This window comes from Dysosmobacter sp. Phy (assembly GCF_054476235.1).
Window position 1 is genome coordinate 333,951 of the sequence record NZ_CM136997.1, and the last position, 25,871, is coordinate 359,821.

Annotated in this window: 29 protein-coding genes and 1 riboswitch; of the genes, 4 read left to right on the forward strand and 25 right to left on the reverse strand. The window is 63.2% G+C overall.

All coding sequences use genetic code 11. The features are described 5' to 3' along the window. Window positions 1–39 precede the first annotated feature (39 nt). Window positions 40–1,017: a metal ABC transporter substrate-binding protein gene (locus ACVDHE_RS01550; protein WP_458885392.1), complete on the reverse strand. Its 978-nt coding sequence runs from the start codon at window positions 1,015–1,017 to the stop codon at window positions 40–42. A 201-nt stretch (window positions 1,018–1,218) separates the two neighbouring features. Here ACVDHE_RS01550 and ACVDHE_RS01555 point away from each other — a divergent pair, with 201 nt between their 5' ends. Both ACVDHE_RS01555 and ACVDHE_RS01560 read left to right on the forward strand, forming a co-directional pair. After that, the gene (locus tag ACVDHE_RS01555; RefSeq protein WP_213039143.1) at window positions 1,219–1,434 is read left to right on the forward strand and encodes a helix-turn-helix transcriptional regulator; all 216 of its coding nucleotides are present in this window, start codon (window positions 1,219–1,221) and stop codon (window positions 1,432–1,434) included. Then, a complete protein-coding gene (locus ACVDHE_RS01560) occupies window positions 1,421–1,867 on the forward strand; it encodes a hypothetical protein (RefSeq protein ID WP_458885393.1) in 447 nt (148 codons plus the stop codon). The genes ACVDHE_RS01555 and ACVDHE_RS01560 overlap by 14 nt, the downstream gene beginning before the upstream one ends. 56 nt (window positions 1,868–1,923) lie before the next feature. Here the strand turns inward: ACVDHE_RS01560 and ACVDHE_RS01565 are convergent, their stop codons facing one another. The 6 genes from ACVDHE_RS01565 to ACVDHE_RS01590 all read right to left on the reverse strand — a co-directional run bounded on the left by ACVDHE_RS01565 (window position 1,924) and on the right by ACVDHE_RS01590 (window position 6,434). Beyond that, on the reverse strand, window positions 1,924–2,856 hold the full coding sequence (locus ACVDHE_RS01565) for a thiamine pyrophosphate-dependent enzyme (protein ID WP_213039145.1): 933 nt from the start codon (window positions 2,854–2,856) through the stop codon (window positions 1,924–1,926). A 15-nt stretch (window positions 2,857–2,871) separates the two neighbouring features. Then, on the reverse strand, window positions 2,872–4,047 hold the full coding sequence (locus ACVDHE_RS01570) for a transketolase C-terminal domain-containing protein (protein ID WP_213039146.1): 1,176 nt from the start codon (window positions 4,045–4,047) through the stop codon (window positions 2,872–2,874). A gap of 14 nt (window positions 4,048–4,061) precedes the next feature. Then, complete coding sequence (locus ACVDHE_RS01575; RefSeq protein WP_213039147.1) at window positions 4,062–4,373, reverse strand: 4Fe-4S binding protein; 312 nt, start codon at window positions 4,371–4,373, stop codon at window positions 4,062–4,064. After that, on the reverse strand, window positions 4,370–4,948 hold the full coding sequence (locus ACVDHE_RS01580; RefSeq protein WP_418725002.1) for a 2-oxoacid:acceptor oxidoreductase family protein: 579 nt from the start codon (window positions 4,946–4,948) through the stop codon (window positions 4,370–4,372). Before ACVDHE_RS01580 ends, ACVDHE_RS01575 begins: the two co-directional genes overlap by 4 nt. A gap of 314 nt (window positions 4,949–5,262) precedes the next feature. Continuing rightward, entirely contained in the window at window positions 5,263–5,877 is a 615-nt protein-coding gene (locus tag ACVDHE_RS01585; RefSeq protein WP_213039149.1) for a chromate transporter, read from the reverse strand. Next, entirely contained in the window at window positions 5,874–6,434 is a 561-nt protein-coding gene (locus tag ACVDHE_RS01590) for a chromate transporter (RefSeq protein ID WP_458885394.1), read from the reverse strand. Before ACVDHE_RS01590 ends, ACVDHE_RS01585 begins: the two co-directional genes overlap by 4 nt. 117 nt (window positions 6,435–6,551) lie before the next feature. Here ACVDHE_RS01590 and ACVDHE_RS01595 point away from each other — a divergent pair, with 117 nt between their 5' ends. Beyond that, window positions 6,552–7,430, forward strand: coding sequence for a LysR family transcriptional regulator (locus ACVDHE_RS01595; RefSeq protein ID WP_458885395.1), 879 nt, complete (start codon window positions 6,552–6,554; stop codon window positions 7,428–7,430). 103 nt (window positions 7,431–7,533) lie between these two features. Here ACVDHE_RS01595 and ACVDHE_RS01600 read toward each other — a convergent pair whose 3' ends face one another. The 6 genes from ACVDHE_RS01600 to ACVDHE_RS01625 form a co-directional block, all read right to left on the reverse strand. Beyond that, the gene (locus ACVDHE_RS01600) at window positions 7,534–8,709 is read right to left on the reverse strand and encodes a 5-bromo-4-chloroindolyl phosphate hydrolysis family protein (protein ID WP_458885396.1); all 1,176 of its coding nucleotides are present in this window, start codon (window positions 8,707–8,709) and stop codon (window positions 7,534–7,536) included. A gap of 4 nt (window positions 8,710–8,713) precedes the next feature. Beyond that, window positions 8,714–8,923: a DUF896 domain-containing protein gene (locus ACVDHE_RS01605; RefSeq protein ID WP_213039153.1), complete on the reverse strand. Its 210-nt coding sequence runs from the start codon at window positions 8,921–8,923 to the stop codon at window positions 8,714–8,716. Window positions 8,924–8,940: 17 nt separating this feature from the next. Continuing rightward, window positions 8,941–9,162: a DUF4177 domain-containing protein gene (locus tag ACVDHE_RS01610; protein ID WP_458885397.1), complete on the reverse strand. Its 222-nt coding sequence runs from the start codon at window positions 9,160–9,162 to the stop codon at window positions 8,941–8,943. A 14-nt stretch (window positions 9,163–9,176) separates the two neighbouring features. After that, window positions 9,177–9,977 carry a YlmH family RNA-binding protein gene (locus ACVDHE_RS01615; RefSeq protein WP_213039155.1) on the reverse strand — a complete coding sequence of 267 codons (801 nt, stop codon included), beginning with the start codon at window positions 9,975–9,977 and terminating at the stop codon, window positions 9,177–9,179. Beyond that, window positions 9,964–11,724 (reverse strand): ABC transporter ATP-binding protein, encoded by a 1,761-nt coding sequence (locus tag ACVDHE_RS01620; RefSeq protein WP_458885398.1) that lies wholly within the window; start codon window positions 11,722–11,724, stop codon window positions 9,964–9,966. Before ACVDHE_RS01620 ends, ACVDHE_RS01615 begins: the two co-directional genes overlap by 14 nt. A gap of 111 nt (window positions 11,725–11,835) precedes the next feature. Next, entirely contained in the window at window positions 11,836–12,765 is a 930-nt protein-coding gene (locus tag ACVDHE_RS01625) for an SH3 domain-containing protein (protein WP_458885399.1), read from the reverse strand. Between the two features lie 205 nt (window positions 12,766–12,970). Between ACVDHE_RS01625 and udk the strand changes: the two genes are divergently transcribed. Continuing rightward, window positions 12,971–13,588, forward strand: a complete 618-nt coding sequence (gene udk / locus ACVDHE_RS01630) for a uridine kinase (RefSeq protein ID WP_213039158.1) — start codon at window positions 12,971–12,973, stop codon at window positions 13,586–13,588. A 39-nt stretch (window positions 13,589–13,627) separates the two neighbouring features. Here udk and ACVDHE_RS01635 read toward each other — a convergent pair whose 3' ends face one another. From ACVDHE_RS01635 to ACVDHE_RS01690, 12 genes are all read right to left on the reverse strand, one after another. Then, on the reverse strand, window positions 13,628–14,245 hold the full coding sequence (locus ACVDHE_RS01635; protein WP_458885400.1) for a chromate transporter: 618 nt from the start codon (window positions 14,243–14,245) through the stop codon (window positions 13,628–13,630). Beyond that, on the reverse strand, window positions 14,242–14,784 hold the full coding sequence (locus ACVDHE_RS01640; RefSeq protein ID WP_458885401.1) for a chromate transporter: 543 nt from the start codon (window positions 14,782–14,784) through the stop codon (window positions 14,242–14,244). The genes ACVDHE_RS01635 and ACVDHE_RS01640 overlap by 4 nt, the downstream gene beginning before the upstream one ends. A gap of 18 nt (window positions 14,785–14,802) precedes the next feature. Beyond that, a complete protein-coding gene (locus tag ACVDHE_RS01645; RefSeq protein WP_458885402.1) occupies window positions 14,803–15,804 on the reverse strand; it encodes a biotin--[acetyl-CoA-carboxylase] ligase in 1,002 nt (333 codons plus the stop codon). Between the two features lie 111 nt (window positions 15,805–15,915). Beyond that, window positions 15,916–17,040: a class B sortase gene (gene srtB / locus ACVDHE_RS01650; RefSeq protein WP_458885403.1), complete on the reverse strand. Its 1,125-nt coding sequence runs from the start codon at window positions 17,038–17,040 to the stop codon at window positions 15,916–15,918. A gap of 100 nt (window positions 17,041–17,140) precedes the next feature. After that, complete coding sequence (locus tag ACVDHE_RS01655) at window positions 17,141–20,737, reverse strand: isopeptide-forming domain-containing fimbrial protein (RefSeq protein ID WP_458885404.1); 3,597 nt, start codon at window positions 20,735–20,737, stop codon at window positions 17,141–17,143. Between the two features lie 453 nt (window positions 20,738–21,190). Next, window positions 21,191–21,278: riboswitch (cyclic di-GMP riboswitch) on the reverse strand. A gap of 75 nt (window positions 21,279–21,353) precedes the next feature. Then, window positions 21,354–21,773 (reverse strand): hypothetical protein, encoded by a 420-nt coding sequence (locus ACVDHE_RS01660; protein WP_325226563.1) that lies wholly within the window; start codon window positions 21,771–21,773, stop codon window positions 21,354–21,356. A 294-nt stretch (window positions 21,774–22,067) separates the two neighbouring features. Then, complete coding sequence (locus tag ACVDHE_RS01665; RefSeq protein WP_458885405.1) at window positions 22,068–23,126, reverse strand: type IV pilus twitching motility protein PilT; 1,059 nt, start codon at window positions 23,124–23,126, stop codon at window positions 22,068–22,070. A gap of 18 nt (window positions 23,127–23,144) precedes the next feature. Then, complete coding sequence (locus ACVDHE_RS01670) at window positions 23,145–23,567, reverse strand: hypothetical protein (protein ID WP_213039167.1); 423 nt, start codon at window positions 23,565–23,567, stop codon at window positions 23,145–23,147. Further along, window positions 23,560–23,982 carry a hypothetical protein gene (locus tag ACVDHE_RS01675; protein ID WP_458885406.1) on the reverse strand — a complete coding sequence of 141 codons (423 nt, stop codon included), beginning with the start codon at window positions 23,980–23,982 and terminating at the stop codon, window positions 23,560–23,562. Before ACVDHE_RS01675 ends, ACVDHE_RS01670 begins: the two co-directional genes overlap by 8 nt. After that, on the reverse strand, window positions 23,979–24,470 hold the full coding sequence (locus tag ACVDHE_RS01680) for a DUF4860 domain-containing protein (protein WP_213039169.1): 492 nt from the start codon (window positions 24,468–24,470) through the stop codon (window positions 23,979–23,981). The genes ACVDHE_RS01675 and ACVDHE_RS01680 overlap by 4 nt, the downstream gene beginning before the upstream one ends. After that, on the reverse strand, window positions 24,467–24,790 hold the full coding sequence (locus ACVDHE_RS01685; RefSeq protein WP_213039170.1) for a hypothetical protein: 324 nt from the start codon (window positions 24,788–24,790) through the stop codon (window positions 24,467–24,469). The genes ACVDHE_RS01680 and ACVDHE_RS01685 overlap by 4 nt, the downstream gene beginning before the upstream one ends. 7 nt (window positions 24,791–24,797) lie before the next feature. Beyond that, window positions 24,798–25,820, reverse strand: coding sequence for a type II secretion system F family protein (locus ACVDHE_RS01690; RefSeq protein WP_249539330.1), 1,023 nt, complete (start codon window positions 25,818–25,820; stop codon window positions 24,798–24,800). Window positions 25,821–25,871: the final 51 nt, after the last annotated feature.

Sequence of the window (25,871 nt, forward strand, 5' to 3'; positions counted from 1 at the left end):
AGGCAGCGGCGGGTCCTTTCGGGCCCGCCGCTGTTTCATTCAGCGCATATGCTGGCGCAGGGTCTCCAGGTTGTCTGTCATCAAGGAGATGTAGGTGGCTCCCGCCGCCAAATCATCGGCAGAGACGTTGTGGCAGGAGTGGAACATCGCCGTCTCCGCGCCGGCGGCCTCGGCGATGCTGTCCGCCACCAAATGATTGGAAAATTCAATATACCACACGGTGGAGATCCCCTCCTCCCGGACCTTTTCCGTCAAAAAGGCGATGGTGGCGGCGGAGGGCTCCGTCTGGGTGCTGCACCCGGGGAAGGCGGCGTAATAGGGGATGTCAAACTCGTCGGCGAAATACCGCAGGGGGAAACGGTCGCCGAACACCATGGTCCGGTCGGCCACGCCGGCGAAGAAATCGGCAAATTCCCGGTCCAGGGCCTCGATCTGCCCGGCGTAGTCCGCCGCGTTGGCCGCATAGAACGCAGCGTTGGACGGATCCAAAGCCTCCATCTCCGCCCCGATAGCCCGGGTGATCTGGGCAGCGTTCCGGGGGGCGGTCCACACGTGCTCGTCGTAGCCCACCACTTCTCCAAGGCCCAGGCCCTCGTCGTGGTCATGCTCGTCCTCGTGGCTCTCCATGCCCTCCACGGTCTCCTCCTCCAGCAGGTCCACGCAGTCGATCATCCGCAGCGTGGTTCCCTGGGGCTCCACGGACTCCAGGATCGTCTCCACCCAGGTGTCGGACTCGCCGCCCAGGTAGAGGAACAGGTCGCACTGCTGCACCGCCATGATGTCGGCGGGGGTGGGCTCATAGGAGTGGCTCTCCGCCCCCGGCGGCAGCAGCAGGGACACCTCCGCCGCCTCGCCGCCCACGGCCCGGGCAAAATCGTAGGCCGGGAACACCGTGGCCACCACGGTCAGCTTGTCCGTCTCCCCGTCGGCGGGGGCCGTCTCTGTTTTGCCGCAGCCGGAGAGCAGCAGAAAGGCCGCCAGCAGAGCGGCGGTCACAGGGGTCAGTCTCTTGTTCACAATGGGTCTCCTTTTTAATTTGAGAATTATTTTCAAATCACACTATACCATCTGCCCTTCTGAATTGCAAGAGAAACCTTTTGCCGTACCGGAGTTCCCGCCTCGTCCTGGGGCGGGAACAAAAAACGTAAAGGAACCTTGACATTCTGCTTTGGCTGTGGTATATCATATGTAAAGGAACCTTTACGAACGGAGGCGCTTATGGACAATCGGGTGGAGGAGCTGCGGCGGCAGCGGGGCCTGAGCCAGGAGGCCTTCGCCAAGGCCATCCGGGTCTCTCGGCAGACGGTCAGCTCCATCGAAAACGGGCGCTACAACCCCTCCCTGGACCTGGCATTTACCATTTCCGATTTCTTCGGTTTACCGGTGGAGGAGATCTTCCTACACGAAAGGAGTGTGTTCCATGAAAAAAAGTAATCTCTGGGCGGGTCTGGCGGAGATCGCCCTTGGTCTTGGCTTCCTGGTGGCGGCCTTTTTTTGGGTGGAGGGCACCATGGGGAGCCTCCTGTGCGGCCTGGGCGGCGGATTCTTAGGCAGCGGCGGAGAGCTGGTCTGGAAGTACTGGAAGTGGACCCGGCCCCAGAACGTCGAGCGCTACCGGGAGAAGCTGGAGCAGGAGGAGATCGACCTGCGGGACGAGCGCAAGGAGCTGCTGCGGTGTAAGGCAGGGCGGTACGCCTATCAGCTGGGCTTTGCGGTGTGCTGTGTGGCGGCCTTCCTGGTGGCACTGCTGGGGGCGCTGGGCGTTATAGAGCACTATCTTCCCCTGCTGTGCTTCCTGGCGGCCTATCTGGTGTTTCAGTACGCGGCGGGGCTCTGGTTCTACCGCCGGCTGGAGCGGAAATACTGAGAAAAAAACCGGCCCCGCCGATGGCGGGGCCGGTTCCTTGTTTCAGAACAGATTGCTTACAGCTCGCAGAGCTTGAGCAGATCCTCCCAGTTGCGGTCCACTTCCTTCTGGACCTCTTCGATCATCCACTCGTTGCCGGGCTTGAACATGTGGGCGAAGCGGCCCTGCATCTTCAGATACTCCTCAACGGGCAGCTTGTTCTTGGGCTTGTAGCTGAGGATGTACTTACCCTCGACCACCTCGTACAGGGGCCACACGCAGGTCTCCACCGCCATCTTGGTCACTTCCATCAGCTTTTCGCTGGGATAGCGCCAGCCGCGGGGGCAGGGAGCCATCACGTTCAGGAAGGCGGCGCCGGGGGTGTAGATGGCCTTGTGGGCCTTCTCGCTGATGTCCTTGAAGTTGCCGATGAAGGTGGTCTGAGCAACATACGGCACACCGTGGGCCACCATGATCTTGGTCAGGTCCTTCTTCTTCTGCAGCTTGCCGGGGACCACCGTGCCCGCGGGGGTCGTGGTGGTGTCGGCGAAGTGGGGCGTGGAGGAGGAACGCTGGATACCGGTGTTCATGTAGGCCTCGTTGTCGTAGCAGACGTAGACCATGTCATGGCCGCGCTCCATGGCGCCGGACAGGCTCTGGAAGCCGATGTCGTAGGTGCCGCCGTCGCCGCCGAAGGCGATGAACTTGTAGGTATCGTCCAGCTTGCCCCGCTTCTTCAGGGCGTTGTAGGCCGTCTCCACGCCGCTCAGGGTGGCACCGGCATTCTCAAAGGCATTGTGGATCCAGCTGCCCTTCCAGGAGGTGTAGGGATACACGGAGGTGGAAACCTCCAGGCAGCCCGTGGCGTTGCACACGATCACCTGATCGCCGGGCTCCACCTGACGCAGCACCGTACGCACCGCGATGGGAGAGCCGCATCCGGCGCACATCCGGTGGCCGCCGGCCAGCCGCTCCTCCCGGAGCAGGTTCTCTTTCAGATTGTAACTCATCTCGTTGTCCCTCCCTTATTCCCGGACATCCAGGTAACGATAGGTCTCGCCCACCTCGCCGGTGGCCGCGATCTTTTCCACTTCCGCGAACACGTGCTTGATGCTGTCCACGCGCACATCACGGCCGCCCAGGCCGTAGATGTAGTTGATGCCCAGCGGGCGCACCGGGGCGGTGTACAGCGCGGCGCAGGTGTCGGCGTAGATGGGACCGCACAAGGCGCTGAAGCTGTCTGCCTTGTCCATGACGGCAAAGGCCTTTACCTTGCTCAGCGCGGCGACGATCTCCTCCTTGGGGAAGGGACGGAAGGCACGGATCTTGATGAGGCCCACCTTGTGGCCCTCGGCCCGCAGCTCCTGGATGGCCTCCTTGGCGGTGCCGGCGGAGGAACCCATCAGGATGATGGCCACGTCGGCGTCATCCATCATATACTCTTCCACCAGGCCATAGGTCCGGCCGGTCATCTCGCCGAACTCCTTGCCCACCTTGCGGATGACCTCCTTGGCGTCGATCATGGCCTGAGCCTGCTGACGCTTGGCCTCCATGTAGTAGGTGGGAACGGCGTAGGGGCCCACGGAGGTGGGGTGATCCTTGTCCATGATGTTGATGACGGGCTTGTACTCGCCCACGAAGGCCTTCACCTTGTCATCCTCCACCAGCTCGATGTTCTCGATGGCGTGGGAGGTGATGAAGCCGTCCTGGCAGACCATGATGGGCAGGCCCACGGCCTCGCCGATCCGCATGGCCTGGAGGTAGTTGTCGTACATCTCCTGGTTGGTCTCGGCGTGCAGCTGGATCCAGCCGGTGTCACGGACGCCCATGGCGTCGGAGTGGTCGTTGTTGATGTTGATGGGGCCGCTCAGGGCGCGGGTGGACACCGCCAGGGTGATGGGCAGCCGGTCGGAGGCCGCCACATACAGCATCTCGGTCATGTAGCACAGACCGCAGGAGGAGGTGGCGCTGATGGCGCGGCAGCCCGCCGCCTCGGCGCCGATGCAGGTGGACATGGCGCTGTGCTCGCTCTCCACCGCGATGAACTCCGTATCGACCTGCCCGTTGTCCACATAGGCCGCGAAATACTGCGGGATCTCGGTGGACGGGGTGATGGGGAACGCGCCCATCACGTCCGGGTTGATCTGCTTCATGGCATAGGCGCAGGCCTCATTGCCGGAAAGTCTCTCTCTGATTCCCATTTCCTCGTCCCTCCTTATTTCTCGTCCTTGACCATTTCAATCGCTCCGAAGGGGCAGGCGTTGGCGCAGATGCCGCAGCCCTTGCAGAAGAAGTAATTGAAATCGCCCCGCTTGCCGTCGGCGGTCACGGGGATGGACAGGTCGGGACAAACGGGAGCGCACAGCAGGCACTGCTTGCACTTGTCCCAGTGGATCACGGGCTTCAGGGTCCGCCAGTCGCCGGTGTTGACCAGCTCAGAGGACGCGCCCTCAAAAATCGTGCAGCCCGGAGTGATGTCTCTCCAGGTGATATGTTCGTTGATGTCCTTGGCTTTCATGAAGCTCATCCTACCTGCACCTCCTCCAGAGATCTCTTCAGCGCCCGCATGTTGCCCTCAATGACCTGGGGCTTGCTGGCGAACTTGTGCTTGAAGGAGCCCTCCATATCCTTAATGAACTCCTCCTCGCCAATGACGCCGGACACCTTCACGATGGCAGCCAGCATGGGAGTGTTGGGGAAGTTCTTGCCCAGCTCCTCCTCGCTGATCTTGCCGGCGTCGATGGTGCACACACGGCCCTCATAGCCCTTCAGCTTGGGCCGCAGCTCGGCAGGGCTCTTGCTGGAGTTGATGACGATGGCGCCCTCTTTCTTGAGGCCTGCGGTCACGTCCACGGCGCTGATCAGCGTCTCGTCCACGACCACCACGTAGTCGGGCTCATAGATGTTGGAGTGAACGGTGCTCCGCTGGTCACTGATCCGGTTGTACGCCGTGATGGGCGCACCCATGCGCTCCGGGCCGTACTCCGGGAAGCCCTGGACGTACTTGCCCGTGTTGAACGCAGCGTCCGCCAGCAGCAGGGATGCCGTCTTGGCGCCCTGACCGCCGCGGCCATGCCACCGGATCTCTACGATCTCTTTCATTCCTCTTTCCTCCTCGTTTGATCTCTCCCAACAGGGAGATCGCCTGAAAATCTGCCTGTTTCTGCGCTTTTCAGCACACTCAGTATAGTCCCTCCCCCGCATCTTTGTCAAGAAAGTCACAAATTTCCCGCTGTATAGAATTCCGTGGAAAAATGCAGCTTTTTTGTGCACTCCGCGCAAACAATTTTGCTTGTATTGGCCGCGCCATGTGATATATAACAAAAACATTTCTTGTTTTTGGCGGTTCTGTCAATGTGCCAAAGCAGACAGACGCGCAGGGCCTCTGTGCGGCCCCGCGCGTCCGTTTTATCTGCTCACACCCCGGCGAAGCCGAAGGCCACACCCACCACGGCGGAGAGGCCGATGAACACGATGGGATGCCAGTCCTTCACCTTTTTTACCCCGTTGGTCAGCACCAGCAGCACCGCCGCCAGGGCCAGGCCCCGCCAGCTCACCAGACTCCCCCAGCCTCCCGGCAGGGCGAAGCTGTTGAGGATCCCGGCCTCCGGCGTCACCACCTCGATGCCCGTCAGCACCTCCAAGATCACCGACACGCAGGCCGCGCCGATCAGGCCCGTGGAGGCCGGGCGCAGGCCGTAAAAGGCGTCATTCACATACTTGCTGTCCCGGAACTTCTTGAGCATCATGGCCACGATCAAAATGACGATGATGGAGGGCGTCACCTCGCCGATGGTGGCAATGATGGCCCCGGGGATACCTCCCACGGTGTAGCCCACGTAGGTGGCCATATTGATGCCGATGGGACCCGGCGTGGACTCCGACACCGCCAGCATGTTCATCAGCTGGGCCTGGGTGTACCAGCCGGTGGTCTGGCCGATGTCGTGGAGAAAGGGCAGCGTGGCCATGCCGCCGCCGATGGCGAACAGGCCCGTCTTGAAAAACTCGTAAAACAGCTGTGCGTAGATCATGCCGCTCTCGCCTCCAGACTTTTCAGGATCACACCCGCCAGAGCCGCTCCCAGCACGAACCACACCGGGGACACGTCCAGCAGGACGCCGCCCGCAAGCACCAGCAGGAAGATCACGGCGGTCCGCCGGTCCACCACGGACTTTTTCAGGAGCTTCCGCACCGCGTTGAAGATCAGCACGCACACGCAGACCTGGATACCGGCAAAGGCGTTCTGGACCCAGGCGATGTGGGAGAAGTTGTTGATGAAGGCCGCCAGGATGGTGATGATCGCCAGGGACGGGAACACCACCCCCAGGGTGGCCACCGTTCCGCCCACCAGACCGCCGAACTTCTGCCCGATGAAGGTGGCAGTGTTGACGGCGATGATGCCCGGCGTGCACTGGCCGATGGCAAAATAGTCCGTCAGCTCCTCCTCGGTGGCCCAGTGCCTGCGCTCCACTACCTCCCGCTGCAGGATCGGCAGCATGGCCATGCCGCCGCCGAAGGTCATGACCCCCATCTTTGCAAAGGCCCAGAACAGCTCCCAGTTGGTGGCGCCTTTCCCATTCGCTTCCATGTCATTCGCTCCTCCCGTCGTTTCTGGAGCCAGCATACGCCCTGCGCTTGCATTTTTCAATTCTTATGTTAATATAAAAATCATAATAAATTACTTATGTATTGGAGGGGAGCGATCATGACCCTGCGGCATCTGGAGATCTTCCGGGCGGTCTGCGCCAGGGAGAGTGTCACCCAGGCGGCGGAAGCTCTCAACATGACCCAGCCCGCCGTCAGCATGGCGGTGAAGGAACTGGAGGCCTTTTATGGCGTGCGGCTGTTCGAGCGAATGAACCGCAGGCTCTACACCACCGAGGCGGGCCGCAGCCTGCTCCAGTACGCCGACACGGTGCTGACCCAGTTCCAGGAGTCGGTCCAGGTGCTGCGCCAGGGCGGCGCCCGGGGCCGGTGCCGCTTCGGCATGACCGTCACCATCGGGGAGGCCTGGCTGCCGGCGATCCTGACCCGGCTGGAGCGGGAACTGCCCCAGCTGGACGCGGAGGCCTTCATCCAGAACTCCCGGCGGACCGAGGAGATGGTGCTGCGAAACGAGATCGACTTCGCTCTGGTGGACAACGTATCCGCCGCCTCCCGCTCTCAACATGTGACGCCGTTGCTGCGGGAGACCATGGCGGCAGTGTGCGCCCCGGACCTCTTTCCCGGCCGGAGAGAGATGACCCTGGCGGAGCTGGCGGAGCAGCGGCTGCTGCTGCGGGAGAGCGGCAGCGGCACCCGGTCCAGCGTGGACGCGGTGTTCCAGGCGGCGGGACTGAAGGCGGTCCCGGCGGTGGAGGGCATCAGCGCCTCCGCCCTGCTGGCCTGCGCCGCCGCCGGGGCGGGCATCACGATCCTGCCCCGGTCCCAGATCGAGGCGGCCCTGCAAGCAGGAACGGTCCGGGAGCTGACGGTGACCGACGCGGTGTTCCAGCGGACATACTTCCTGGTGTGCCACCGGAACAAATACCTGACGGAGGGCATGAAGCAGGCCATCGCCATCGTCCGGGAGGTCATAGCCTGACCGCCATTATGGCCGCCGGCATTGCGGATGGTTTTCGCATACGCAAAAAACAGCCCCGGCGCGGAGACCGCGCCGGGGTTTCCTGTCGTCTGCTCCGGAAGCCTTACGGCTTCTCCTCCGGCGTCCGCTGAACAGCGGCGCCGCCCAGGCCGAAGTCCTCCTCCACGCTGGCGGTGTCCCGCTTCAGCATGGTCTCCATGACCCGGATGTCGCTGTCCACGTCCATGGCGTCGGCCTTGTACAGCTCGTCCAGCTGGTGCTCGAAGCCCCGGACAATGGTGTCCATGGTAGCCTCGATGCGGGCCTTAGCCTGGCGGAGGTTCTCCCCCTCCACCCCGGCGGCTTCGAACTCCGCGTAAGAGTCCAGCAGCTTCTGGGTGGTGGGCAGGTAGTAGTTGAGGAAGGTGTCGATCCGGCCCGCTTTCTGGGGGTCCTCCTCCACCGCCCGGAAGATCCGGGCGGTGATCTCCTCCAGCCGGTCGATCTTGGCGGAGAGGATGGGGTCGGCAATGGCGTCGTTGGCCCGGCGGATGTTCCGCAGGATGCCGGAATAGCCCTCCTCCGCCTCCTTGGGCGTCTGGGCGGACTGGGCCTCCTGCCGTTTCCGCTTCAGCTCCGCGTCCGCCTGGCCGCTGCGCAGCAGATACCCCAGCTCCACGTTCAAAAACGCGGTATCGCCGAAGTACCCCTTGTCCACCATCTTCTCCAGGTCCTTTTCCACCCGGCCGGCGGAATAGCCCAGGGTCCGGGCCAGTTCCTCCACGGGCATGGCCTCCCGGTCACCCACCACCGCCAGGTATTTGGCGTAGCGCTTGAGGCTGCGGTCCATGGCGAGACCGGCGCCCAGCATGGCGCCGCCGGCGGCGGCCAGGGCCAGGAACTGCAGCAGCTCCGGCAGCCACAGGCTGAACCAGTAGTCCGACCAGAACAGGGCGTCGATGGGGCCGCCCATGCCCAGAACGCCCACCGCCAGCAGCACGATGCCTGCGATCTTCAACCACTTGGCGTTGGACTTTTTCGGCAGCGGGGACTGCATGGCGGTGCGAACTGCCGTCCTGCCCCGGCCCATGGAGCGGCTCTGTGCGGCGGCGCCGCTTCCGGTCCGCTGCTCACTCAGAGGCGGCGGCACCTGGCGGGTCTGCTTGCTATCCTTTCCGAACAGCTTCACCAGCAGCAAAATCAGGGCAATGGGCCAGATGCCCAGGGCGAACAGCACCACGATGGCCGCCCAGATGCCCCAGCCGGTGTCGCTGACGGTCTTTTTCTGCCTTCCGGCCACGGCCTTACTCCCCCTTCTTCTCCAGCTTGCGCTTGTTGCCCTTCTCGTCCACCACATAGGTGTGGTCCAGCTGGGCGCTGAGGTTGCCCAGCACGGAGTCGATATACTCCCGGCGCAATGCCGCCTGCTCTGCCTGCTCCCACTGCGTCAGGCCCTCCGGCGTCTTTGCCTTCCGGGCCAGCTCGTTGATCCGGTCGATCTGCTTTTGATCCATGTCGCTCGCTCCTTTTCTCAGGTCTCCGGGCGCTGCCGCCCGAACACCAGGTCAATGGTCTCCATATATCCGCCGGCCCGCTGGCGCTTGGGGATGAACCCCACGTACCGCCAGCCCTCCGCCGCCCGGCGGAGGATCACTGCCTGATGGGTCTGCGTCTCCCAGCCGATGCCGCCGAAGAGGCTGTATCCGCCTCCGCCGTCGTTGCAGTCGATCTCCTCAAACTCGTATTCCAGCATGGCGTGTTCCTCCTCTACACATACCTCTGGACCACGATGGCGGTCCGGCCCTTTTTGGTCAGGCCGCCCACCTGGGCCAGCTGAAATTTCCCGAAGCCCCGGGCGGAGACGGTGTCTCCCTCCGAGAGCAGCCTGTCCGGCTTGGCGCAGGGCCGCCAGTTCACCTGGACGGCACCCCGCTCCACCAGCTCCGCGGCCCTGCCCCGGGACATCCGCAGCGCCGTGGACACCACCGCGTCCAGCCGCAGGGAGGAGACGGTATCCCGCACCTCCTCCACCTTTGCCTCCGGCACCCGCAGCTCCTCCGGCCCGATGGCCGCCACGCTCAGGTGGGTCCGCCCGGCGCTGGTCCAGCTTTGCAGCAGGAACTCCGCCACGCTGTCCAGCACGATCAGGTCCGCGCTGCCGGGTCCCACCAGGATGTCGCCCACCTTCTCCCGGACGATGCCCATGCCCATGAGGCTGCCGAGAAAATCCCGGTGGGTGGGAGCGGTCTCCTCCGGGCGGAAGGAGGCCCGCAGGCACCGCAGGGGGCTCTGGCTCTCCGCATCCTCCGGCTCCAGCCAGTCCGGCAGAAACAGCAAGATCCGCCGCTCTGCATCCTCATAGCCGCCCAGGGAGACAAAGGCCGTCCCGGGGATCCCCGCCAGGCGCAGCAGGTCCTCCGCCTGGACGCGCTGGGCGGGGCTCAAAAAGTCCGTGGCGGCGGGGACGTTCCGGCTCTCCGCCTGGGCCGCCCGGTCCAGGACCTTGGCCAGCAGCAGCCGGTCCTCCCCCAGGGCGCCGCAGCGGTCCAGCAGCTTACTCTTCTCCATGGCCGATCAGCTCCTGGGTCCGGACCAGCGCCGCGTAGGCGCCGTTTTTCTCCATCAGCTCCGTATGGCTGCCCAGCTCCGTGATGCGGCCGTCCTCAATGACGGCGATGCGGTCGGCGCCCCGGACCGTGGAGAGGCGGTGGGCGATGATGATGGTGGTCCGGCCTTTGGACAGCTTCTCAAAGGCCTCCTGGAGCTTGGCCTCCGTCACGGAGTCCAGGGCGGAGGTGGCCTCGTCCAGGATCAGCACCGGCGGGTCCTTCAAAAAGATGCGGGCAATGGAGATCCGCTGCTTCTGGCCGCCGGAGAGCAGGGCGCCCCGCTCTCCTACATAGGTGTTGAAGCCCTCGGGCATGGCCACAATGTCGTCATAGATCTCCGCCAGCTTCGCCGCCCGGGCCACCTCCTCCTCGGTGGCCCCGGGCTTGCCGTAGCGGATGTTCTCCAGAATACTGGCGGCAAAGAGAAACACGTCCTGCTGCACCACGCCCACGTTCCGGCGCAGGGACTCCTGGGTCACCTGCCGGACATCCTGGCCGTCGATGCGGACCGCGCCGGCGGTGACATCGTAGAACCGGGGGATCAGTTGACATAATGTTGACTTGCCGCCGCCGGAGGGCCCCACCACCGCCACGGTCTCGCCGGGGCGAATGTGCAGGTCCACGTCGTGGAGCACGGCCAGGTCGTCCTGATAGGCGAACTCCACGTGATCCACGTCGATGCGGCCCTCCACCCGGGCCAGGTCTTTTGCATCCGGGGCGTCCTTCAGGGTGGGCTCCTCCCGCATCAGCTCCACGAACCGGCCGAAACCGGCAGTGCCGTTGGCAAAGAGCTCGGCGAAGTTGGAGAGCTTGCGGACGGGATTGACGAAGGTGGTGATATAGAGGCTGAAGGTGATGAGGTCCACGGCGTCCATCTGTCCCCGCATGATCAAAAAGCCGCCCACGGAGATGACCGCCACGGAGAGGATGCACAAAAAGAACTCCATGGTGGCGTTGAACCGGCCCATGGCCTTGTGGAACTGGCGCTTGGAGGTCTTGAAGCTGTTGTTGGAGGCGTCGAATTTCTCCAGCTCCGCCTCCTCGTTGGCAAAGGCCTTGGCGGTGCGGATGCCGGACAGGCCCGACTCGATGTCGGCGTTGATGACGGCGGTCCGCTGCTTGACCCGGCGGGAGGCCTCGCTCATGGAGCGGCGGCAGCGCCACACCACCGCCAGAAATACCGGCAGGATCAGGGCGATCACCAATGCCAGCCGCCACTGGATGGAGAACATGACGCACAGGGCGCCCACGATGGTGACGCCGGAGATGAACACATCCTCCGGGCCGTGGTGGGCCAGCTCCGTGATATCGAACAGGTCCGCCGTGAGCCTGCTCATCAGCTGGCCGGTGCGATTGCGGTCGTAGTAGTCAAAGCTCAGCTCCTGCATATGGTGAAACAGGTCCCGGCGGATATCCGCCTCCACCAAAATGCCGAAGGTGTGGCCCCAGTAGCAGATCACGTACTGCATCAGCGCCCGCAGGGCAAAGGCCGCAAACACCACCGCCATGACGGCGAAAAAGGCGCCGTAGGCGTTCTGGGGCAGCAGCTCATACAGGCACCACCGGGACACGGCAGGGAACGCCAGGTCGATCAGGCAGATCACCAGGGCGCAGCACATATCCAGGATAAAGAGCTTGCGGTGGGGGTAAAAATAGGACAGGAAGATCCGCAGGGCGGACCGCTCCCGAAACTGACGGGTGGTCATGGCAGTCTCCTTCAAACAGTTTATACATGGTCGATGATAGCATATTTCTCCCGCAGGTGCAATGAAATATCCCCGAATGTCGAGACATTCGGGGATATTGGAGTGGTGGTCTCACTGATTGGCCAGGAATTCGCCCTTCATGTAGCCGGTGGTGGTGACGCCTCCGGCAGCAACAAATGTGATCTTGTACCAGCCGTCTCCGGCGCTCTCCACAATCTTGACAGAGCCGCCGTTGGGAATGGTGGCCAGGATCTCGTCGTTGGTGCTGGGACCGGAGCGGACCCGGACGCCGTTGCCGCCGTTGATGACCACGGCATTGCCGGCTTTCAGGGTGCCACTGCCGGTGCTGGTGGAGGAGCTGCCGGCGCTGGTGCCGCTGCCGGCCTTGACGATCACCGTGCAGGTGCCCTTTCCGCTGCCGTCGGTCACGGTCAGGGTGGCCTGACCGGCGGAGATGGCGGTAACCTTTCCGCTTTCATCCACGGAGGCAATGCCGTCGTCGCTGCTGCTCCAGGTATAGGTGCCGGTACCGCCGGAGGCAGTCAGCGGGATGGGATCATCGCCCACGGACATGGTGAACTCCTTCCGGGGGCTGCCCAGATACGCCATGGTCAGGGTCTCCGGCAGGGTAGCGGGATCCACGGGTTCTGTGGTGGTATCCTCACTCTCTGCGCCCTCGGGCGGGGTCTGGGTGTCATCCGTCTCACCGTCCTCCGGCATGGTGATGTCCCCGTCCTCCTGGCCGTCGGGCTGGATGGTCTCCTCCACCTGCTGGCCGGCGCTCTCTCCGAAAAGGGTCTGGGCCAGCTTGTCACCGTAGAGCAGATACACCAGCAGCGCGGCCAAAATCAGGATCACCAGGATCAGCATGGGGCTCAGCAGGCTGGGCTGCCGGCGGCCGGCCACCCGCTTGCCTCCCTGACTGACGCCCCGGCGGATCTGCTCTCCCTGACGCAGCGCCTCCTCCTCTTCGCAGAAGGGGCAGCTGCGGTATGTATCAGAAAATTTCTCCCCACAGATGGGGCAGCGAATCATGGCCATTGAGGGCCCTCCTTCCATGCGTCGGCTGAATTCTCTACACTTGACATAATATCGGCTTTTTCCAAAGCCGTCAAGTCCGGGGCAGTCGAATTTTCGGGAAATTGCCCCCTTTTGCAGACCCGTACCCTTGCTTTTGACCGGCAGCGCCTATATAATGGGACGGAGAAACGGGCGGCTTCCCGCCCGGCAGGGAGGTTTTGGACACATGGGCACAATCCTGATCGGCATTGCAGGCGGCACCGGCTCCGGCAAGACCACGCTGACCCGCCATTTGAAAAGGCACTTCGGGGACGACGTCACCGTCATCGGCCACGACAGCTATTACAAGCGCCAGGAGGGCAAGACCTACGAGGAGCGGGCCCGTCAAAACTACGACCACCCCAGCGCCTTTGACACGGACCTGCTGATCGAGCATCTGCGGGAGCTGAAAGCGGGCCGTTCCGTCCACTGCCCGGTGTACTCTTACGCCGACCACAACCGTACCGACGAGACCGTGGAGGTATTCCCCACCAAGGTCATCATCGTGGAGGGCATCCTGATCTTTCAGAACCCCACTCTGCGGGATATGTTTGATATCAAGATCTTTGTGGAGACCGACGCCGACGAGCGCATCCTCCGCCGCTGCCTCCGGGACGTGGAGGAGCGGGGGCGGACGCTGCAGTCGGTGGTGACCCAGTATCTCACCACGGTGAAACCCATGCACGAGCAGTTCGTGGAGCCCTCCCGGAAGTACGCGGACATCGTGGTGCTGGAGGGCGGCCACAATCTGGTGGCTCTGGACATGATCATGCAGCGGATCCAGCACCACATCGACAGCGAATAAACGAAAACGCGGGACCCGGCATCCGGGTCCCGCTCTTTTTTATATTCCGGCGAAGCCGAAGGCCACACCCACCACGGCGGAAATGCCGATGAACACGATGGGATGCCAGTCCTTCACCTTTTTTACCCCGTTGGTCAGCACCAGCAGCACCGCCGCCAGGGCCAGGCCCCGCCAGCTCACCAGGCTCCCCCAGCCTCCCGGCAGGGCGAAGCTGTTGAGGATCCCGGCCTCCGGCGTCACCACCTCGATGCCCGTCAGCACCTCCAAGATCACCGACACGCAGGCCGCGCCGATGAGCCCCGTGGAGGCCGGGCGCAGGCCGTAGAAGGCGTCATTGACATACTTGCTGTCCCGGAACTTCTTGAGCATCATGGCTACGATCAAAATGACGATGATGGATGGTGTCACCTCGCCGATGGTGGCGATCAGGGCGCCGGGGATGCCGCCCACAGTGTAGCCTACGTAAGTTGCCATATTGATACCGATGGGCCCCGGCGTGGACTCCGACACCGCCAGCATATTCATCAGCTGGGCCTGGGTGTACCAGCCGGTGGTCTGGCCGATATCGTGAAGGAAGGGCAGCGTAGCCATGCCGCCGCCGATGGCGAACAGGCCCGTCTTGAAAAATTCGTAATACAGCCGCAGATAGATGTTCATGCCCGTCTCGCCTCCAGATTCTTCAGCAGGATGCCGGACAGGGCCGCCAGCAGCACGAACCACACCGGGGACACATGCAAAAACACGCTGCCCGCCAGCACCAGCAGGAAGATCACGGCGGTCCGCCGATCCACCACGGACTTTTTCAGGAGCTTCCGCACCGCGTTGAAGATCAGCACGCACACGCACACCTGGATACCCGCGAACGCGTTCTGGACCCAGGCGATGTGGGCAAAGTTATTGATAAAGGCCGCCAGAATGGTGATAATCACCAGGGAGGGGAACACCACGCCCAGGGTCGCCACAATGCCGCCCAGGTTCCCGGCAAATTTCTGGCCGATGAAGGTGGCAGTGTTGACAGCGATGATGCCCGGCGTGCACTGGCCGATGGCGAAGTAGTCCGTCAGCTCCTCCTCCGTGGCCCAGTGCTTGTGCTCCACCACCTCCCGCTGCAGGATCGGCAGCATGGCCATGCCGCCGCCGAAGGTCATGACCCCCATTTTCGCGAAGGTCCAGAACAGCTCCCAAAGCTCTTTCACAATACGCTCACTCCCGATTTATTCCGTATATCCATACAGCCCCCGGACGGAGACCTCTCCGGAGCGGACAGTGGTCACAGTACCGTCGTCCTTCCGGACCACCAGGCCGAAATCCCGGTCCACATCCAGGGCCTCGCCGCTCTCCTCCCCATCGGAGGTCAGCAGCCGCACCCGCTTTCCCAGGTTCACGCAGCGGCGGCGGTACTCTGCAAGATACGCCTCCGTATCTCCGGAGACCAGGGCGCTGCGCAGCCGGTCCAGCCGGGCGATCAGCGCCGCCGCCAGGGCAGGCCGGGACACCGGTCTGCCCAGCTCCGCCGCCACCGACGTGGCGATGGCCGCCACCTCCGTGGAGAAATCCTCCGCCGTCTGGAGCACGTTGACGCCGATGCCCACCACCAGGTACTGGAGGCTCCCGGTTTCCGCCTCCAGAGCCAGCTCCGTCAGAATGCCGCAGAGCTTTTTTCCGCTCAGCACCGGGTCGTTGGGCCATTTCAGCCCCGGGGACAGGCCGCACACCGCCTCCACGGCGCCGCACACCGCCACACCGGCCAGCGCCGTCACAATCATCAGCCTCTCCGGCGGCAGCTGGGGCCGCAGCAGGGCGGTGAGATAGATGCCCTTGCCCTGGGGGGACTGAAAGGACCGGCCCATGCGGCCCCGGCCGGCAGTCTGGCAGTCGGCCACCACCACCAGCCCCTCCGGCTCCCCGGCCAAGGCCAATTCCCTGGCCCGGGTGTTGGTGGAGTCCACCTGGGAAAGGCACACCAGCTTCCGGCCCACCACCTCCGTGGGCGGCAGAAAGCGGCGGATCTCCGGCTCCGTCAGGGCATCCGGCGCGGCAGCCAAGCGGTAGCCCAGGCCTGTCCGGGCCTCCACGGTGTATCCGTCCCGCCGCAGGGCGTCCACGGCCTTCCACACCGCCGCCCGGCTCAGTCCCAGCTGGCGGCTGATCTCCTCCCCGGAGACAAAGTCCCCCTCCTGCCGGCGCAGCAGCGCCAGCACGGTCTCTCTGCTCATGGTCCGCCCCCTTTCACTCGCGGCTTCGAGTGTACCACGTTTTTCCTGCCTTGTAAACCGCCGGGAGACGAAAAAGAGCCGCGGGGTCTCCCCCGCGGCTGCGTTGTACGGTTATTCCGGCGTTGTCTGAGCGCTCTGCCCCGGCTGGTCGCTCTGGACAGAGGACTGCGCCTCCCCGTCCGGCCCCTGACCGGAGACCTGCGGGGCGTCCTGCCCCGTTTCCGCGGGCTGCACCTCCCCGGCGCTCCCGGCCTGAGACTCGGCCGCTTCCGCGGCGGGATCCGTCTCCGGCGCGGTGTTCTCCCCGTCGGAGGCCGCCTCTCCGGAAGGCGCCGTCTCACCGGAGGGCTGTGCCGGTCCGGCTGCCTCCCCGGCGCTCTCAGCCGGGATCTCCGCCGTCTCCTCCGGCTGCTCCTGCGCCGCCGGGGGCACCTCGCCCCGCAGCAGGGCCTGGACCACCCAGCGGGTGGCGTGGCCGTTGCCGGTGCAGGTGGAGAGGGTCAGGATCTTGTCGTAGACCGTGGGGGTCAGGCCGGTGTCGATGACGGACTTTTCCAGGCAGTAGTCGATGTACGCCTGCTTGGACTGGTCGGTGGGGAAGCTCAGCTTGTAGGTATCTCCGGCGGTAGAGATCTCGTAGGCGGCGAAGATCTCATAACAGTGGGCGCCGTTGTCGTCGGTGATGTAGACCTTGGGGTGCTGGGCCCAGTAGCTCTGCTGCTTGTAGTATTTCAGCGAGGCGAACATGGAACCGTTGTTCATCCGGTGGCCGTAGACGACGGTGTTGAAATCGCTCAGGCCCGGGCTGTTCTGGCACTCCAGGAAAATGGAGCCCACCACGTTGGTCCACTTCTTCCAGGTGTGGTTGAGGTAATAGCTGTTGTCGTCGCCCTGGAGCAGGGGGTAGGAAATGACCGTGCCGGGGATCAGGATCCATCCCAGCACGTCGGAGTTGACCTCCCGCAGGGCGGTGAAGTCCATGGCGGCCAGGGCTCCGGCGTAAGGGTCGATGTAGACGGGCTTCTCCTCCGGCTCCTCGGTTTCCTCCGGCTCCGGTTCCGGGGCGGGGGCGGGCTCCAGCTGGGAAAGATCGGGCAGCTCCACCAGGGCCTCGGCCTCGGCGTACTCGGCCTCGCCCTCCCGGTATTGCAGGGTCTGGCGGATCAGCATGACGGCGCTGACGCACAGGACCAGGGCCAGGACGGCGATCAGCAGTTTCCGGATATTGGAGCGCATGGCGGCTGCCTCCTCTCAGAGCGGTTTTTCGGCAAAGGGGGCCCGGACCTGCGTCCGGGCCCCCTTTTCTTGGGTCATTCAGATGTGCTTGCCTGTGCGATCAGGCGTTCTCCTCGCGGCGCTTCTTGCCGCTGAGAGCCAGCCAAACCAGAGCCAGGCCGGACACGCCGGCAGCCAGGGCCCACAGGCCGGCGGTATCGCCGGTGGCGGGGACCTCAGCCATGGGAACTTCCTCCTCGGGCAGCTCGGTGGTAGGAGTTTCCTCCTCGGGCAGCTCGGTGGTGGGAGTCTCCTCCTCGGGCAGGTCGGTGGTGGGGGTGTTGTCATCGGGGATGTCGGTGCCGGGATCGATGGGGCCGGGATCGATGGGGCCGGGATCGATGGGGCCGGGATCAATGGGGCCGGGATCGATGGGGCCGGAACTGGAGGAGTAGTTGGCGTAATAGGTGATCTGATCCTGTCCGCTGGCCAGCAGCGCCGCCATGGTGGTCTCCAGATCCACAAACTTCACGCCGGTATCAGTGCCGGTGGTGGTGAAGCTGCCGGTGAAGGTGTAACCCTGATCGGCAGTCACATTGGGCTGGCTGATCTTGATGGGGAAGTTGTTGTGGTTCAAAAACTCCTTGTAATCGTCGATGGTGAAGGTATAGCTGATCTGGCTGGCCTGGCTGTCGTTGAAAGTCTCATCGACCAGCCGGCCCTGCCAGCCGGGATCGGTGGAGACCGTGTTGGCGTCAAGCGCAACGAGAGGCACAAACCACTCATACCGGAAGCTGCTGCCGTCAGCGATCAGCGTATTGTTTCTGCTGTGCACGTTGCCGTAGAGGGTGGCGTCGAAGATGACGGTGAACTCGCGGCTGTCGTAGACGTTCTCCAGTGCGGCAACAGCGGGCGTTCCGCTGGCAGTGACCACTGCCACGTCAGAGTTGACGCTGTCCTCAGCATTCCAGGTATAGCCATAGGCGCTCAGGATATCGGCGCCGCTCTCCGTCACGGTGTAGGTGCCGGGCTTCAGGTTCTTCAGCGTGTAGGTGTAAGTGAAATAGGAGTGCACGTCGTCCTCGAAATCCTTCAGGCTGACGGTCTCGGGCGTGAAGGCCTCACCGGAATCCAGCGTGGCCGTCACAGTAAACGTGAGCGTATCCTTCAGAGCGTTCCAAGCGGCAGTCTCGCTGCGCGGCAGATCAATGGTCTTGGTGATGGTCAGGCTGCCGACAGTGTAGTACTGGCCATAGACCTTGACGGTGTAGACCAGGTCTCCAGCCGCCAGACTGCCGGTGGAAGTGACCTCGTCGGTCTCCCACTCGCTAGCCATGCTGTAAGTCAGGCTGGGCGCAGTGCCTACTTCCTTCGTGAAAGAAGCGGACACGCCGGTGATCTCACCAGCTTTGATGCTGTTATACAGGGCCTTTGCGGTAGGAGCAGTGCGGCTGGAAACAGTGGCCCATGCAGTCTTAGGATCCACGTACGCATTGCCATCGCTGTTCTTGACCTGCTGGTAAGTGGAGGCATCGTTCAGCTTGTAGTAGTAGTCATACTTGATCTTGTAGGTCGGCATGTTGTCCGTCAGGCGGGCATAGAGGATGATGCTGTCGCCGCCGCCGAGGCTCCGGACCAGGGTGGTAGCCTGCTCAACCGTATAACTCTCCATCACGCCGTCGCCATTCGCATCGGCAAACCAGCCGGTGATAGAATAGCCAGTGGGCATAGACATAGAGGCCGTGGGAACGCCAGGAGCGGCATAGTTGTTCTGGGTACCGCCCTCGCCGGTGATCAGGGTCACAGCTGCATAGGGCGCACCCTCAGCCGTGTTCAGAGGATCGGTGTCATTGGGGAACTCCGTCGCCCAAGCCTTGGTGCCGGAAGTCGTGGTATCCCAAGCATAAGAAACATGGACCTCGGTCTCTGGTGTAAAGGTATAGGTATTGACCAGGCTTGCAGCCTCGTGAGAACCATCGATGGTCACCGTCGCACCGCTGGCCGTGGTACCCGAAGCACCCACAACACTCAGCACCGGAGCGCTGTAACTGCCCTTGGGCGCGGTGGTCTGCTGGAAGCTGCCGTCCTTACCGGAGGCAAACTCCTCTGCGATGGTATACGTGCCGTAGGGCAGCGTAATGGATACGCCAGCCTGGCTGGTGATCTCGGCCAGAGCATAACCGTCCGTATTGCCGACCACGGTTCCAGCGGAGTCTTTCACGAAGAACTTCACAGGCTTATCAGCTTCCGGAACCGTCACAGCTGCGCCGCTTCCATTCAGATAAGACTTGCCCTGGATGTTCAGAACACCCACTCTGGTGACCGTGGTGGTATGGTCATCGCTTCCCTTGTGGGGATCGTCGGTCACAAGGGAGGCGGTGTTGGTGACGCTATCATCCGTGAAATCGCTGGACACGGTGGCCGTCACGGTCAGGGTATACGGGGCCGACTGGTTGGCCGGAAGGTCTTCCTTGGAAATGGTCCAGGTGACGGTGCCGGAAGTCGTAGTGGTGTCAACGTCACCCTTATCAGCCGCCGCGCTCACCAAAGTCAACCCGGCGGGCAGGGTATCCGTGACAACGGCATCGGCGGTCGCAGCGGCCGTGCCGGTGTTCTGCACGGTGATGGTGTAGGCGATCTCGTCACCGGCGGTCACATTAGTCGTACCGGCCTTTTCGATATTGATATAGGGGGTCAGCGGGAGCGTATTGTGAACAGTGACTTTGGCCTCAGTACCGCCGTACTCATAGCCGTAGCCGCCATACACATACTGCTGCCAGTTGTCCTCGTGCTGAAGCGTAGCCGTACCGCTGTTGGCCATAATCTCCAGGCCGAGGCGATCTTCGTTATAGTTCACAGTAGCGCCGGAAATGAATTTCACGTGTCCATTCTCATAAGCGGTTTTCACTTTTCCGGTGACAAACGGCCCCACCAGATCCGGATTGGTCATGGTGGCTGCTTCAAAGGCATCGATGAATTTGTCTTCGGCGCCCGTAATATCTGCATAGGTCCAGACCACGTATTCATACTTTGCATACGTGGCATTGCTCTTTACGGAAAAGACCACGTAATTGGCACCCTGAAGGCCATTTCTTTCCAGATCGGCACAATCCGTCACTCTGGTAGCACTGCTTACGCTCATGCCGGTCACAGTGAGTTCGTTCAGCTTGATGGTGCCGGGATTCGCCACGAACGTGTCCGCAGGGGTCTCAACGACTGTATATTCGCCGCCGGGGGTCAGGTCCTTGAAAATCAGGGTGCCGGCAGTTCCAACGGTCACAGAGCCGGAGCCTTCTGCCTCATATGTTTTATTGGAAGCATCTTTCAGGACAATGTTCACGCTACTGGGCAAATCGTTCTGACCGCCAGTGATCCCGTCAGCCCAGGTCTTTTTCAGGGTCAGGGTCGCGGTGGGCTGCTCGGAGGGGGTGTATTTGATCTCCTCCCACTGCGCATAGAGGTCCGTAGGACCGGTAATCGTAAAAGTCTCGGCGGCGTTATAACTGTCGCCAGTGCCGTCCTTCTCCGTGTTCCAGCCTGTAAACTCATATCCGGGCCGGGAAAGAAGCATAGTGTCGCCATAATCCAGAACAGTATGGGACGCACCAGTCTCTCCACTGGTCGGATAATAGCGCTCATCCTGGTCATTAAAATTGGAATAGTAGAAGATATTGACGGTCTTATCTTTCACATAGCCGTCGATATTGCAGTAATGCAATCCCTCCGAACTCTGCCATTTGATGGAATACCAAACGATGTCTTTATTGCTAAAGTCGCCCAGATTGTCAGGTTCAGTATACCAGTCAGAATTGATTCCATTCGCCGCAAACAGGCCAGTGGCACCAATGCTCTGGAATGCCTGGAGGCCTTCCAGCGTCAAGGAGCCGTTCGGATAGCCGGTCTTCCAAGTCGCTCCAAAGACACCGCCATCGTCTCCCTCTTTGGGATAATAGGAACCTTTATTCCCGTTGTTATTATTATTGGGGGTTCCCTCATTGGGGTCCAGCACAAAGAAACGGACAATAGGGTCATTCTTGTCCCGACCAGAAGCCGCCAGCGCGGCAGTGGGCAGCAGGCCCAGGGTCAATACCAGGGCCATCAGAATGGACAATACTCTTCTTCTCGTTTTTGCCATTGTTTCGTTCTCCTTTCATATTGGAAGATCGAAATCCATGGCAGCCGGGCTGGCCTGCGCCGCTGCGGCGTTTAGCTCCCTGGCTTTGCGTCCCGCCCTTTCGGACGGTTTGCCGTTTTCAGTGATTTCTCGCGCGGCCACCCGCCGCACCGGGTCCTTCAGGTACGTTTCCCGCCCTCCCGCGGGTATCAGGTCTCAGTCATCGGGTCTCCGGGTCCAATGCGCTGTGCATCAGCAGCAGCAGCTCCAGGACGCTGCGGAAGCTCTCCTCCTTTCCCTCTTCCAACCAGGTGAGGGAGCCCTGCCAGCTGGCGTTCTGCCGGAACAGCACCCGCACCGCAAAGGTGGCGCGCTGCCCCTCCTGGCGTTCCGCCGCCGGAGGCGATGCCGCTGTCCGCTCCGGCGGAGCGCCGAAGGACCGGACCGCGGAGAAGGACTGGGGGAAATGCATATCGTCCAGCAGGTCCTCCATCCGCAGCAGGAATTCCATGACGCTGCGGAAGGCGATCCCCTCCGGCTGGTGCGGATTGTACAGCCGCCCGCGCAGCACGTGCTCGTCGTAGCTGTCCACGCACACCACCGTGGTCCGGTAGGCGTTACCCCATTGCTTCATCGGCATCCGGTGCTCACCTCCCCTTTCATTTGATGGGTACAGTATAGCATACGGCGGTTACAAAACCGGTTACAAATCGCAGTTTTTCTTTCAAAACTTGTTCGTTAATTTGCATAAATTATATTTAGATTCATTGTCTATTCATACAAAACAGTTTCAAAAAGTTCTGAAATCTGCGCAAAATGCCGGTTTTTAAACCCACCAAAAAGCAGTCGTCCAGTTACAGGTATTAAAAAAAGCCGCGCATAGCGTGGCTTTTTTTAATATGAAATTTCCAGAAAATCCGGCTCCCGGCAGGCCTCAGCCCAGGCGGCGGCGCAGCTGGTCCGGGTTGTCGGCGTGGGCCAGGGCAGTCTCCAGGGTGATTTTCCCCGCCTTATACAGCGCCAGAATGGACTGGTCCATGTTCACCATGCCCTCGGCGGCGCCGGAGGCGATGGCGTTGTCGATCTGATGGCTCTTGCTGTCCCGGATCATGCTGCGGATGGCGCCGTTGACGTGCATGATCTCAAAGGCGGGCACCCGGCCCCCCTCCTTGTCCGGCAGCAGCTGCTGGGACACCACCGTGTGCAGCACCATGCTCAGCTGGACCCGGATCTGGGCCTGCTGGGCCGGGGGGAAGGCGTCCACGATGCGGTCGATGGTGTTCACCGCGCCCTTGGTGTGGAGGGTGGCGATGACCAGGTGGCCCGTCTCCGCCGCCGTCATGGCGGTGCGGATGGTGTCGTGGTCCCGCATCTCGCCCAGCAGGATCACATCCGGCGCCTGCCGCAGGCAGGAGCGCAGGGCGGAGAGATAGTCCGCCGTGTCAATGGCGATCTCCCGCTGGCTGACGATGCTCTCCCGGTCCCGGTGCAGAAACTCGATGGGGTCCTCCAGCGTGATGATGTGGGCCTGGCGGATGCGGTTGATCCGGTCAATGATGCAGGCCTGGGTGGTGGACTTGCCGCTGCCGGCGGTGCCGGTGACCAGGACCATGCCGTGGCCCACGTCCGCCAGGGACATGACCTCCTCCGGAATGCCCAGGGTCTTCCAGTCCGGAATCTCAAAGGACACCATCCGCACCACCGCAGCCAGCGAACCCCGCTGGCGGTAGGCGTTGACCCGGAACCGGGCCAGGCCCGGCACCGCGAAGGAGAAGTCGTCATCGCCGGTACGGCGGAATTCTGTCATGTCCCGGTCCGCCATCTCATAAATAGCAGAGATCAGCGCCTCTGTCTCCTGAGGGAACACCTTCTCCCCGCTCAGGGACACCAGGCGCCCCCCCACCTTCTCGCTCACCGAGCCGCCGGCCACGATAAACAAGTCCGAGGCGTGGTCCTCCACCGCCCGGCGCAGATATTCCAGTACATCCGCCATGGTTCATTCCTCCTTTTGTCAGCTCTCCGGGGCGGCGTCGGCGCCGTCCCAGACCTCCAGGCCGGTGTCCGGCTCCCAATCCGCTGCGGACACCGCCTGCCAGCGCAGGACAGCATAGTCCTCCGCGCCGGTCACGCGCACCTCCACCTCCAGCACCTGGGTGTCGGAGATGGGGCAGGTATATACATAGGTATCGCCGGGCAGGGCCGTAACACCCTCCGGCACGTCCCCGGCCCGGAGACGGGCCAGGATCGCCTCCGCCTGACAGTCGGCGGCGTAGTAACCGTACACCGCCTCCGCCGAGGCGTCCGACAGCCGCCGGTCCGCCTGGACCGTGCCCAGGCCCAGCAGGGCGAAGATGGTCAGGCACAGCACCGCAAAGATCACCAGCAGGGAACTCCCGCCCACCGCGGGCGGGGTAAAGCGGCGGATGTCATCCATGGTCGGCCACCTCCTGTCCCGCCACGGGCAGATCCGCCAGCAGATCGCCGTCCGCCGTGTAGACCTGGACCTGGGCGGCCCAGAGGTAGTCCAGGCCGCTGTCGACGGAGAGGATCAGCAGGTGGTAGGCCGCGGCGTCCGCGGCGGTCACGCTGTTCCATCCGGCGTCGTAGGAAATGCTCCAGCCGCCGTCGCCGGAGGCGGCGGACCGAGCGGTGAAATACGTCTCGTCGCCGCTCTTCAATGCCTCGGCGGCGCTCTGGGCCTCCAGCAGGGCCCGGTCCCGGGCCTCGCCGTAGCGGGAGGTCCGGTCCGACAGGACGAACACCTGGACGCACAGGGCCGCCGCCAGGGCGAACACCAGCACCATTACCATCTGCTCCATCAGGGCCAGGGGGGTCTTGCTGCGTCTCATGGCGCCGCCTCCTTCCCGCTGCGCAGATACAGCGTCACCTGCTGCGTCTCTCCGTCGGCGCTGGTGATCTCCACGGTCAGAAGGCCCGCGCCGGACAGGGAGACGGAAAGGCTCTCGGCCTCCAGGACGGGCTCACCGTCCTCCGGGGCGAAGTCCCCGGACGCATCGGTGAACAGCTCCCGCAGCCAGCCGTCGTGGCAGTAGACCCGGGTGACGTAGGCCTCACCGTCGATGGTCTCCCAGAGCTCCAGGGCGTCGGAGCCGCCGAAGGCGCCCGCGCTGATGCCGCCGGAGCGGTCCGCCTGGCGGACCCGGGTGGCAATGTACTGGGCAACGGTGCGGCTTTCGTAGCTCTCCCGGTCCCGCTCCGTCAGGCGCTGATAGGCGTCCGCGCCCATCAACAGCACCGACAGCACGCAGGCGGCAAATATCCCGAACAGCAGCAGCGCCAGCAGGCCGTTCAGGGAATGATCCTTTTCTCGTCTCATGGCTCGTTTTCCAATACGGTGATGTCCGGCATCAGGTTGGACGCAAAGACATCGTAGTAGACCGTGTAGCGGTCAGTGTCGATCTGGAGGCCATAGCGCTCCTCCATGTACGCAAGGTCCGGGGGATAGATCCCCTCGGCGGCGTAGCAGGCCACAGCGGAGCGGCGCAGGGCCTCCTCCAGCTGGCGGCGCCCCTGGTCGTCCCGGCCGTTTTCCAGGTTGGACAGGGCAGTGAAAAAGCACAGCGCCGCGGCCAGGGCCACCACCGGCAGCAGCAGCGCCCGTACCGCGCCGCCGAAGGCGTTTCTCCTTCTCCTCATCATAGGCTCACCCGATGGCCGTCATGATGTGCATGAGCGGCAGCATCACCGACAGCAAAATGACCCCCACCATCACCGACGTCACCAGCACCAGGGCGGGCTCCACCCGGGCCACCTTGGCCTCCAGGGCCTCCTGGCTCTCCAGGGTCAGCCGGCGGGCGATTTCCTCCATCACCGTATCGCCGGTGCCGCTGCGAAGGCCTAGGGCCAGCAGGCGGCAGGCGGCCACGGGCAGGGCCTGGGAATCCCGCAGCGCCGCGGCCAGGCCGGCCCCCTGGGCCAGCCTGGACTGGCAGTCACGGCAGCGGCGCACCGCGGCGGGCACGTCGCCCAACAGTGTCTCCGACAGCTCCAGGGACTCCTCCAGAGGCAGGCCGCTGCGCAGGCCCATGGCCAGCGCCTGGGCAAACCGGGCGACGCCCATCTGCCGGGACACGCCCTTGTCTCCCCGGCGGCGGTGCCACCAGGCCAGGACCAAGGCCCGGAAGGACGTGCTGGCAGCAAAGGCCCCCAGGCCGAGGACCATCAGGGCCAGCACCGCGCACAGCACCGGCATGGCGGCGTCCAGCGCCTGGCCCAGGGCCAGCAGGCCTCCAGCCACACCGGTCATCTGGCCGCCCAGGGAGGCGTACACATCCCGGAACACCGGCAGCACCCGCACCAGCAGCACCACGATCACCACCAGCATCACCAGCAGCAGCACCGCCGGGTACAGCAGCGACGAGCGGACCTGCCGGTCCAGCCGGTCCCGCCCCTCATAGTACCGGGACAGGGCCTGGAGGGCCTCCTCCAAATGGCCGCTGCGCTCGCCCACCTCCACCAGGCCCACCACGTAGAGGGGAAAGCGGCCCGTCTGCCTCATAACGGCAGACAAAGGCGTACCGCAGTCCGCCTCCCGGGCCATGGAGGAGAGCAGTTCTCTCTGCGCGCCTCCGCGCTCTTCCTCCGCCAGCAGGGACAGTCCGTCCGCGGCGCCCACACCGGCGTGAATCAGCAGTGACAGTTCCCCGCACAGCGAGGACAGTTCCATATCAGACAAGCAACGGTTTTTCATAGGCAGCTCCCGCAAAAAAATAGGCTT

Coding starts and splice junctions, on each gene's coding strand:
- ACVDHE_RS01555 (WP_213039143.1), top strand. CDS start 1,219: ATGGACAATCGGGTGGAGGAGCTGCGGCGGCAGCGGGGCCTGAGCCAG.
- ACVDHE_RS01560 (WP_458885393.1), top strand. CDS start 1,421: ATGAAAAAAAGTAATCTCTGGGCGGGTCTGGCGGAGATCGCCCTTGGT.
- ACVDHE_RS01565 (WP_213039145.1), bottom strand. CDS start 2,856: ATGAGTTACAATCTGAAAGAGAACCTGCTCCGGGAGGAGCGGCTGGCC.
- ACVDHE_RS01570 (WP_213039146.1), bottom strand. CDS start 4,047: ATGGGAATCAGAGAGAGACTTTCCGGCAATGAGGCCTGCGCCTATGCC.
- ACVDHE_RS01575 (WP_213039147.1), bottom strand. CDS start 4,373: ATGAGCTTCATGAAAGCCAAGGACATCAACGAACATATCACCTGGAGA.
- ACVDHE_RS01580 (WP_418725002.1), bottom strand. CDS start 4,948: ATGAAAGAGATCGTAGAGATCCGGTGGCATGGCCGCGGCGGTCAGGGC.
- ACVDHE_RS01585 (WP_213039149.1), bottom strand. CDS start 5,877: ATGATCTACGCACAGCTGTTTTACGAGTTTTTCAAGACGGGCCTGTTC.
- ACVDHE_RS01590 (WP_458885394.1), bottom strand. CDS start 6,434: ATGGAAGCGAATGGGAAAGGCGCCACCAACTGGGAGCTGTTCTGGGCC.
- ACVDHE_RS01595 (WP_458885395.1), top strand. CDS start 6,552: ATGACCCTGCGGCATCTGGAGATCTTCCGGGCGGTCTGCGCCAGGGAG.
- ACVDHE_RS01605 (WP_213039153.1), bottom strand. CDS start 8,923: ATGGATCAAAAGCAGATCGACCGGATCAACGAGCTGGCCCGGAAGGCA.
- ACVDHE_RS01610 (WP_458885397.1), bottom strand. CDS start 9,162: ATGCTGGAATACGAGTTTGAGGAGATCGACTGCAACGACGGCGGAGGC.
- ACVDHE_RS01615 (WP_213039155.1), bottom strand. CDS start 9,977: ATGGAGAAGAGTAAGCTGCTGGACCGCTGCGGCGCCCTGGGGGAGGAC.
- ACVDHE_RS01620 (WP_458885398.1), bottom strand. CDS start 11,724: ATGACCACCCGTCAGTTTCGGGAGCGGTCCGCCCTGCGGATCTTCCTG.
- ACVDHE_RS01625 (WP_458885399.1), bottom strand. CDS start 12,765: ATGGCCATGATTCGCTGCCCCATCTGTGGGGAGAAATTTTCTGATACA.
- udk (WP_213039158.1), top strand. CDS start 12,971: ATGGGCACAATCCTGATCGGCATTGCAGGCGGCACCGGCTCCGGCAAG.
- ACVDHE_RS01635 (WP_458885400.1), bottom strand. CDS start 14,245: ATGAACATCTATCTGCGGCTGTATTACGAATTTTTCAAGACGGGCCTG.
- ACVDHE_RS01645 (WP_458885402.1), bottom strand. CDS start 15,804: ATGAGCAGAGAGACCGTGCTGGCGCTGCTGCGCCGGCAGGAGGGGGAC.
- srtB (WP_458885403.1), bottom strand. CDS start 17,040: ATGCGCTCCAATATCCGGAAACTGCTGATCGCCGTCCTGGCCCTGGTC.
- ACVDHE_RS01660 (WP_325226563.1), bottom strand. CDS start 21,773: ATGCCGATGAAGCAATGGGGTAACGCCTACCGGACCACGGTGGTGTGC.
- ACVDHE_RS01665 (WP_458885405.1), bottom strand. CDS start 23,126: ATGGCGGATGTACTGGAATATCTGCGCCGGGCGGTGGAGGACCACGCC.
- ACVDHE_RS01670 (WP_213039167.1), bottom strand. CDS start 23,567: ATGGATGACATCCGCCGCTTTACCCCGCCCGCGGTGGGCGGGAGTTCC.
- ACVDHE_RS01675 (WP_458885406.1), bottom strand. CDS start 23,982: ATGAGACGCAGCAAGACCCCCCTGGCCCTGATGGAGCAGATGGTAATG.
- ACVDHE_RS01680 (WP_213039169.1), bottom strand. CDS start 24,470: ATGAGACGAGAAAAGGATCATTCCCTGAACGGCCTGCTGGCGCTGCTG.
- ACVDHE_RS01685 (WP_213039170.1), bottom strand. CDS start 24,790: ATGAGGAGAAGGAGAAACGCCTTCGGCGGCGCGGTACGGGCGCTGCTG.
- ACVDHE_RS01690 (WP_249539330.1), bottom strand. CDS start 25,820: ATGGAACTGTCCTCGCTGTGCGGGGAACTGTCACTGCTGATTCACGCC.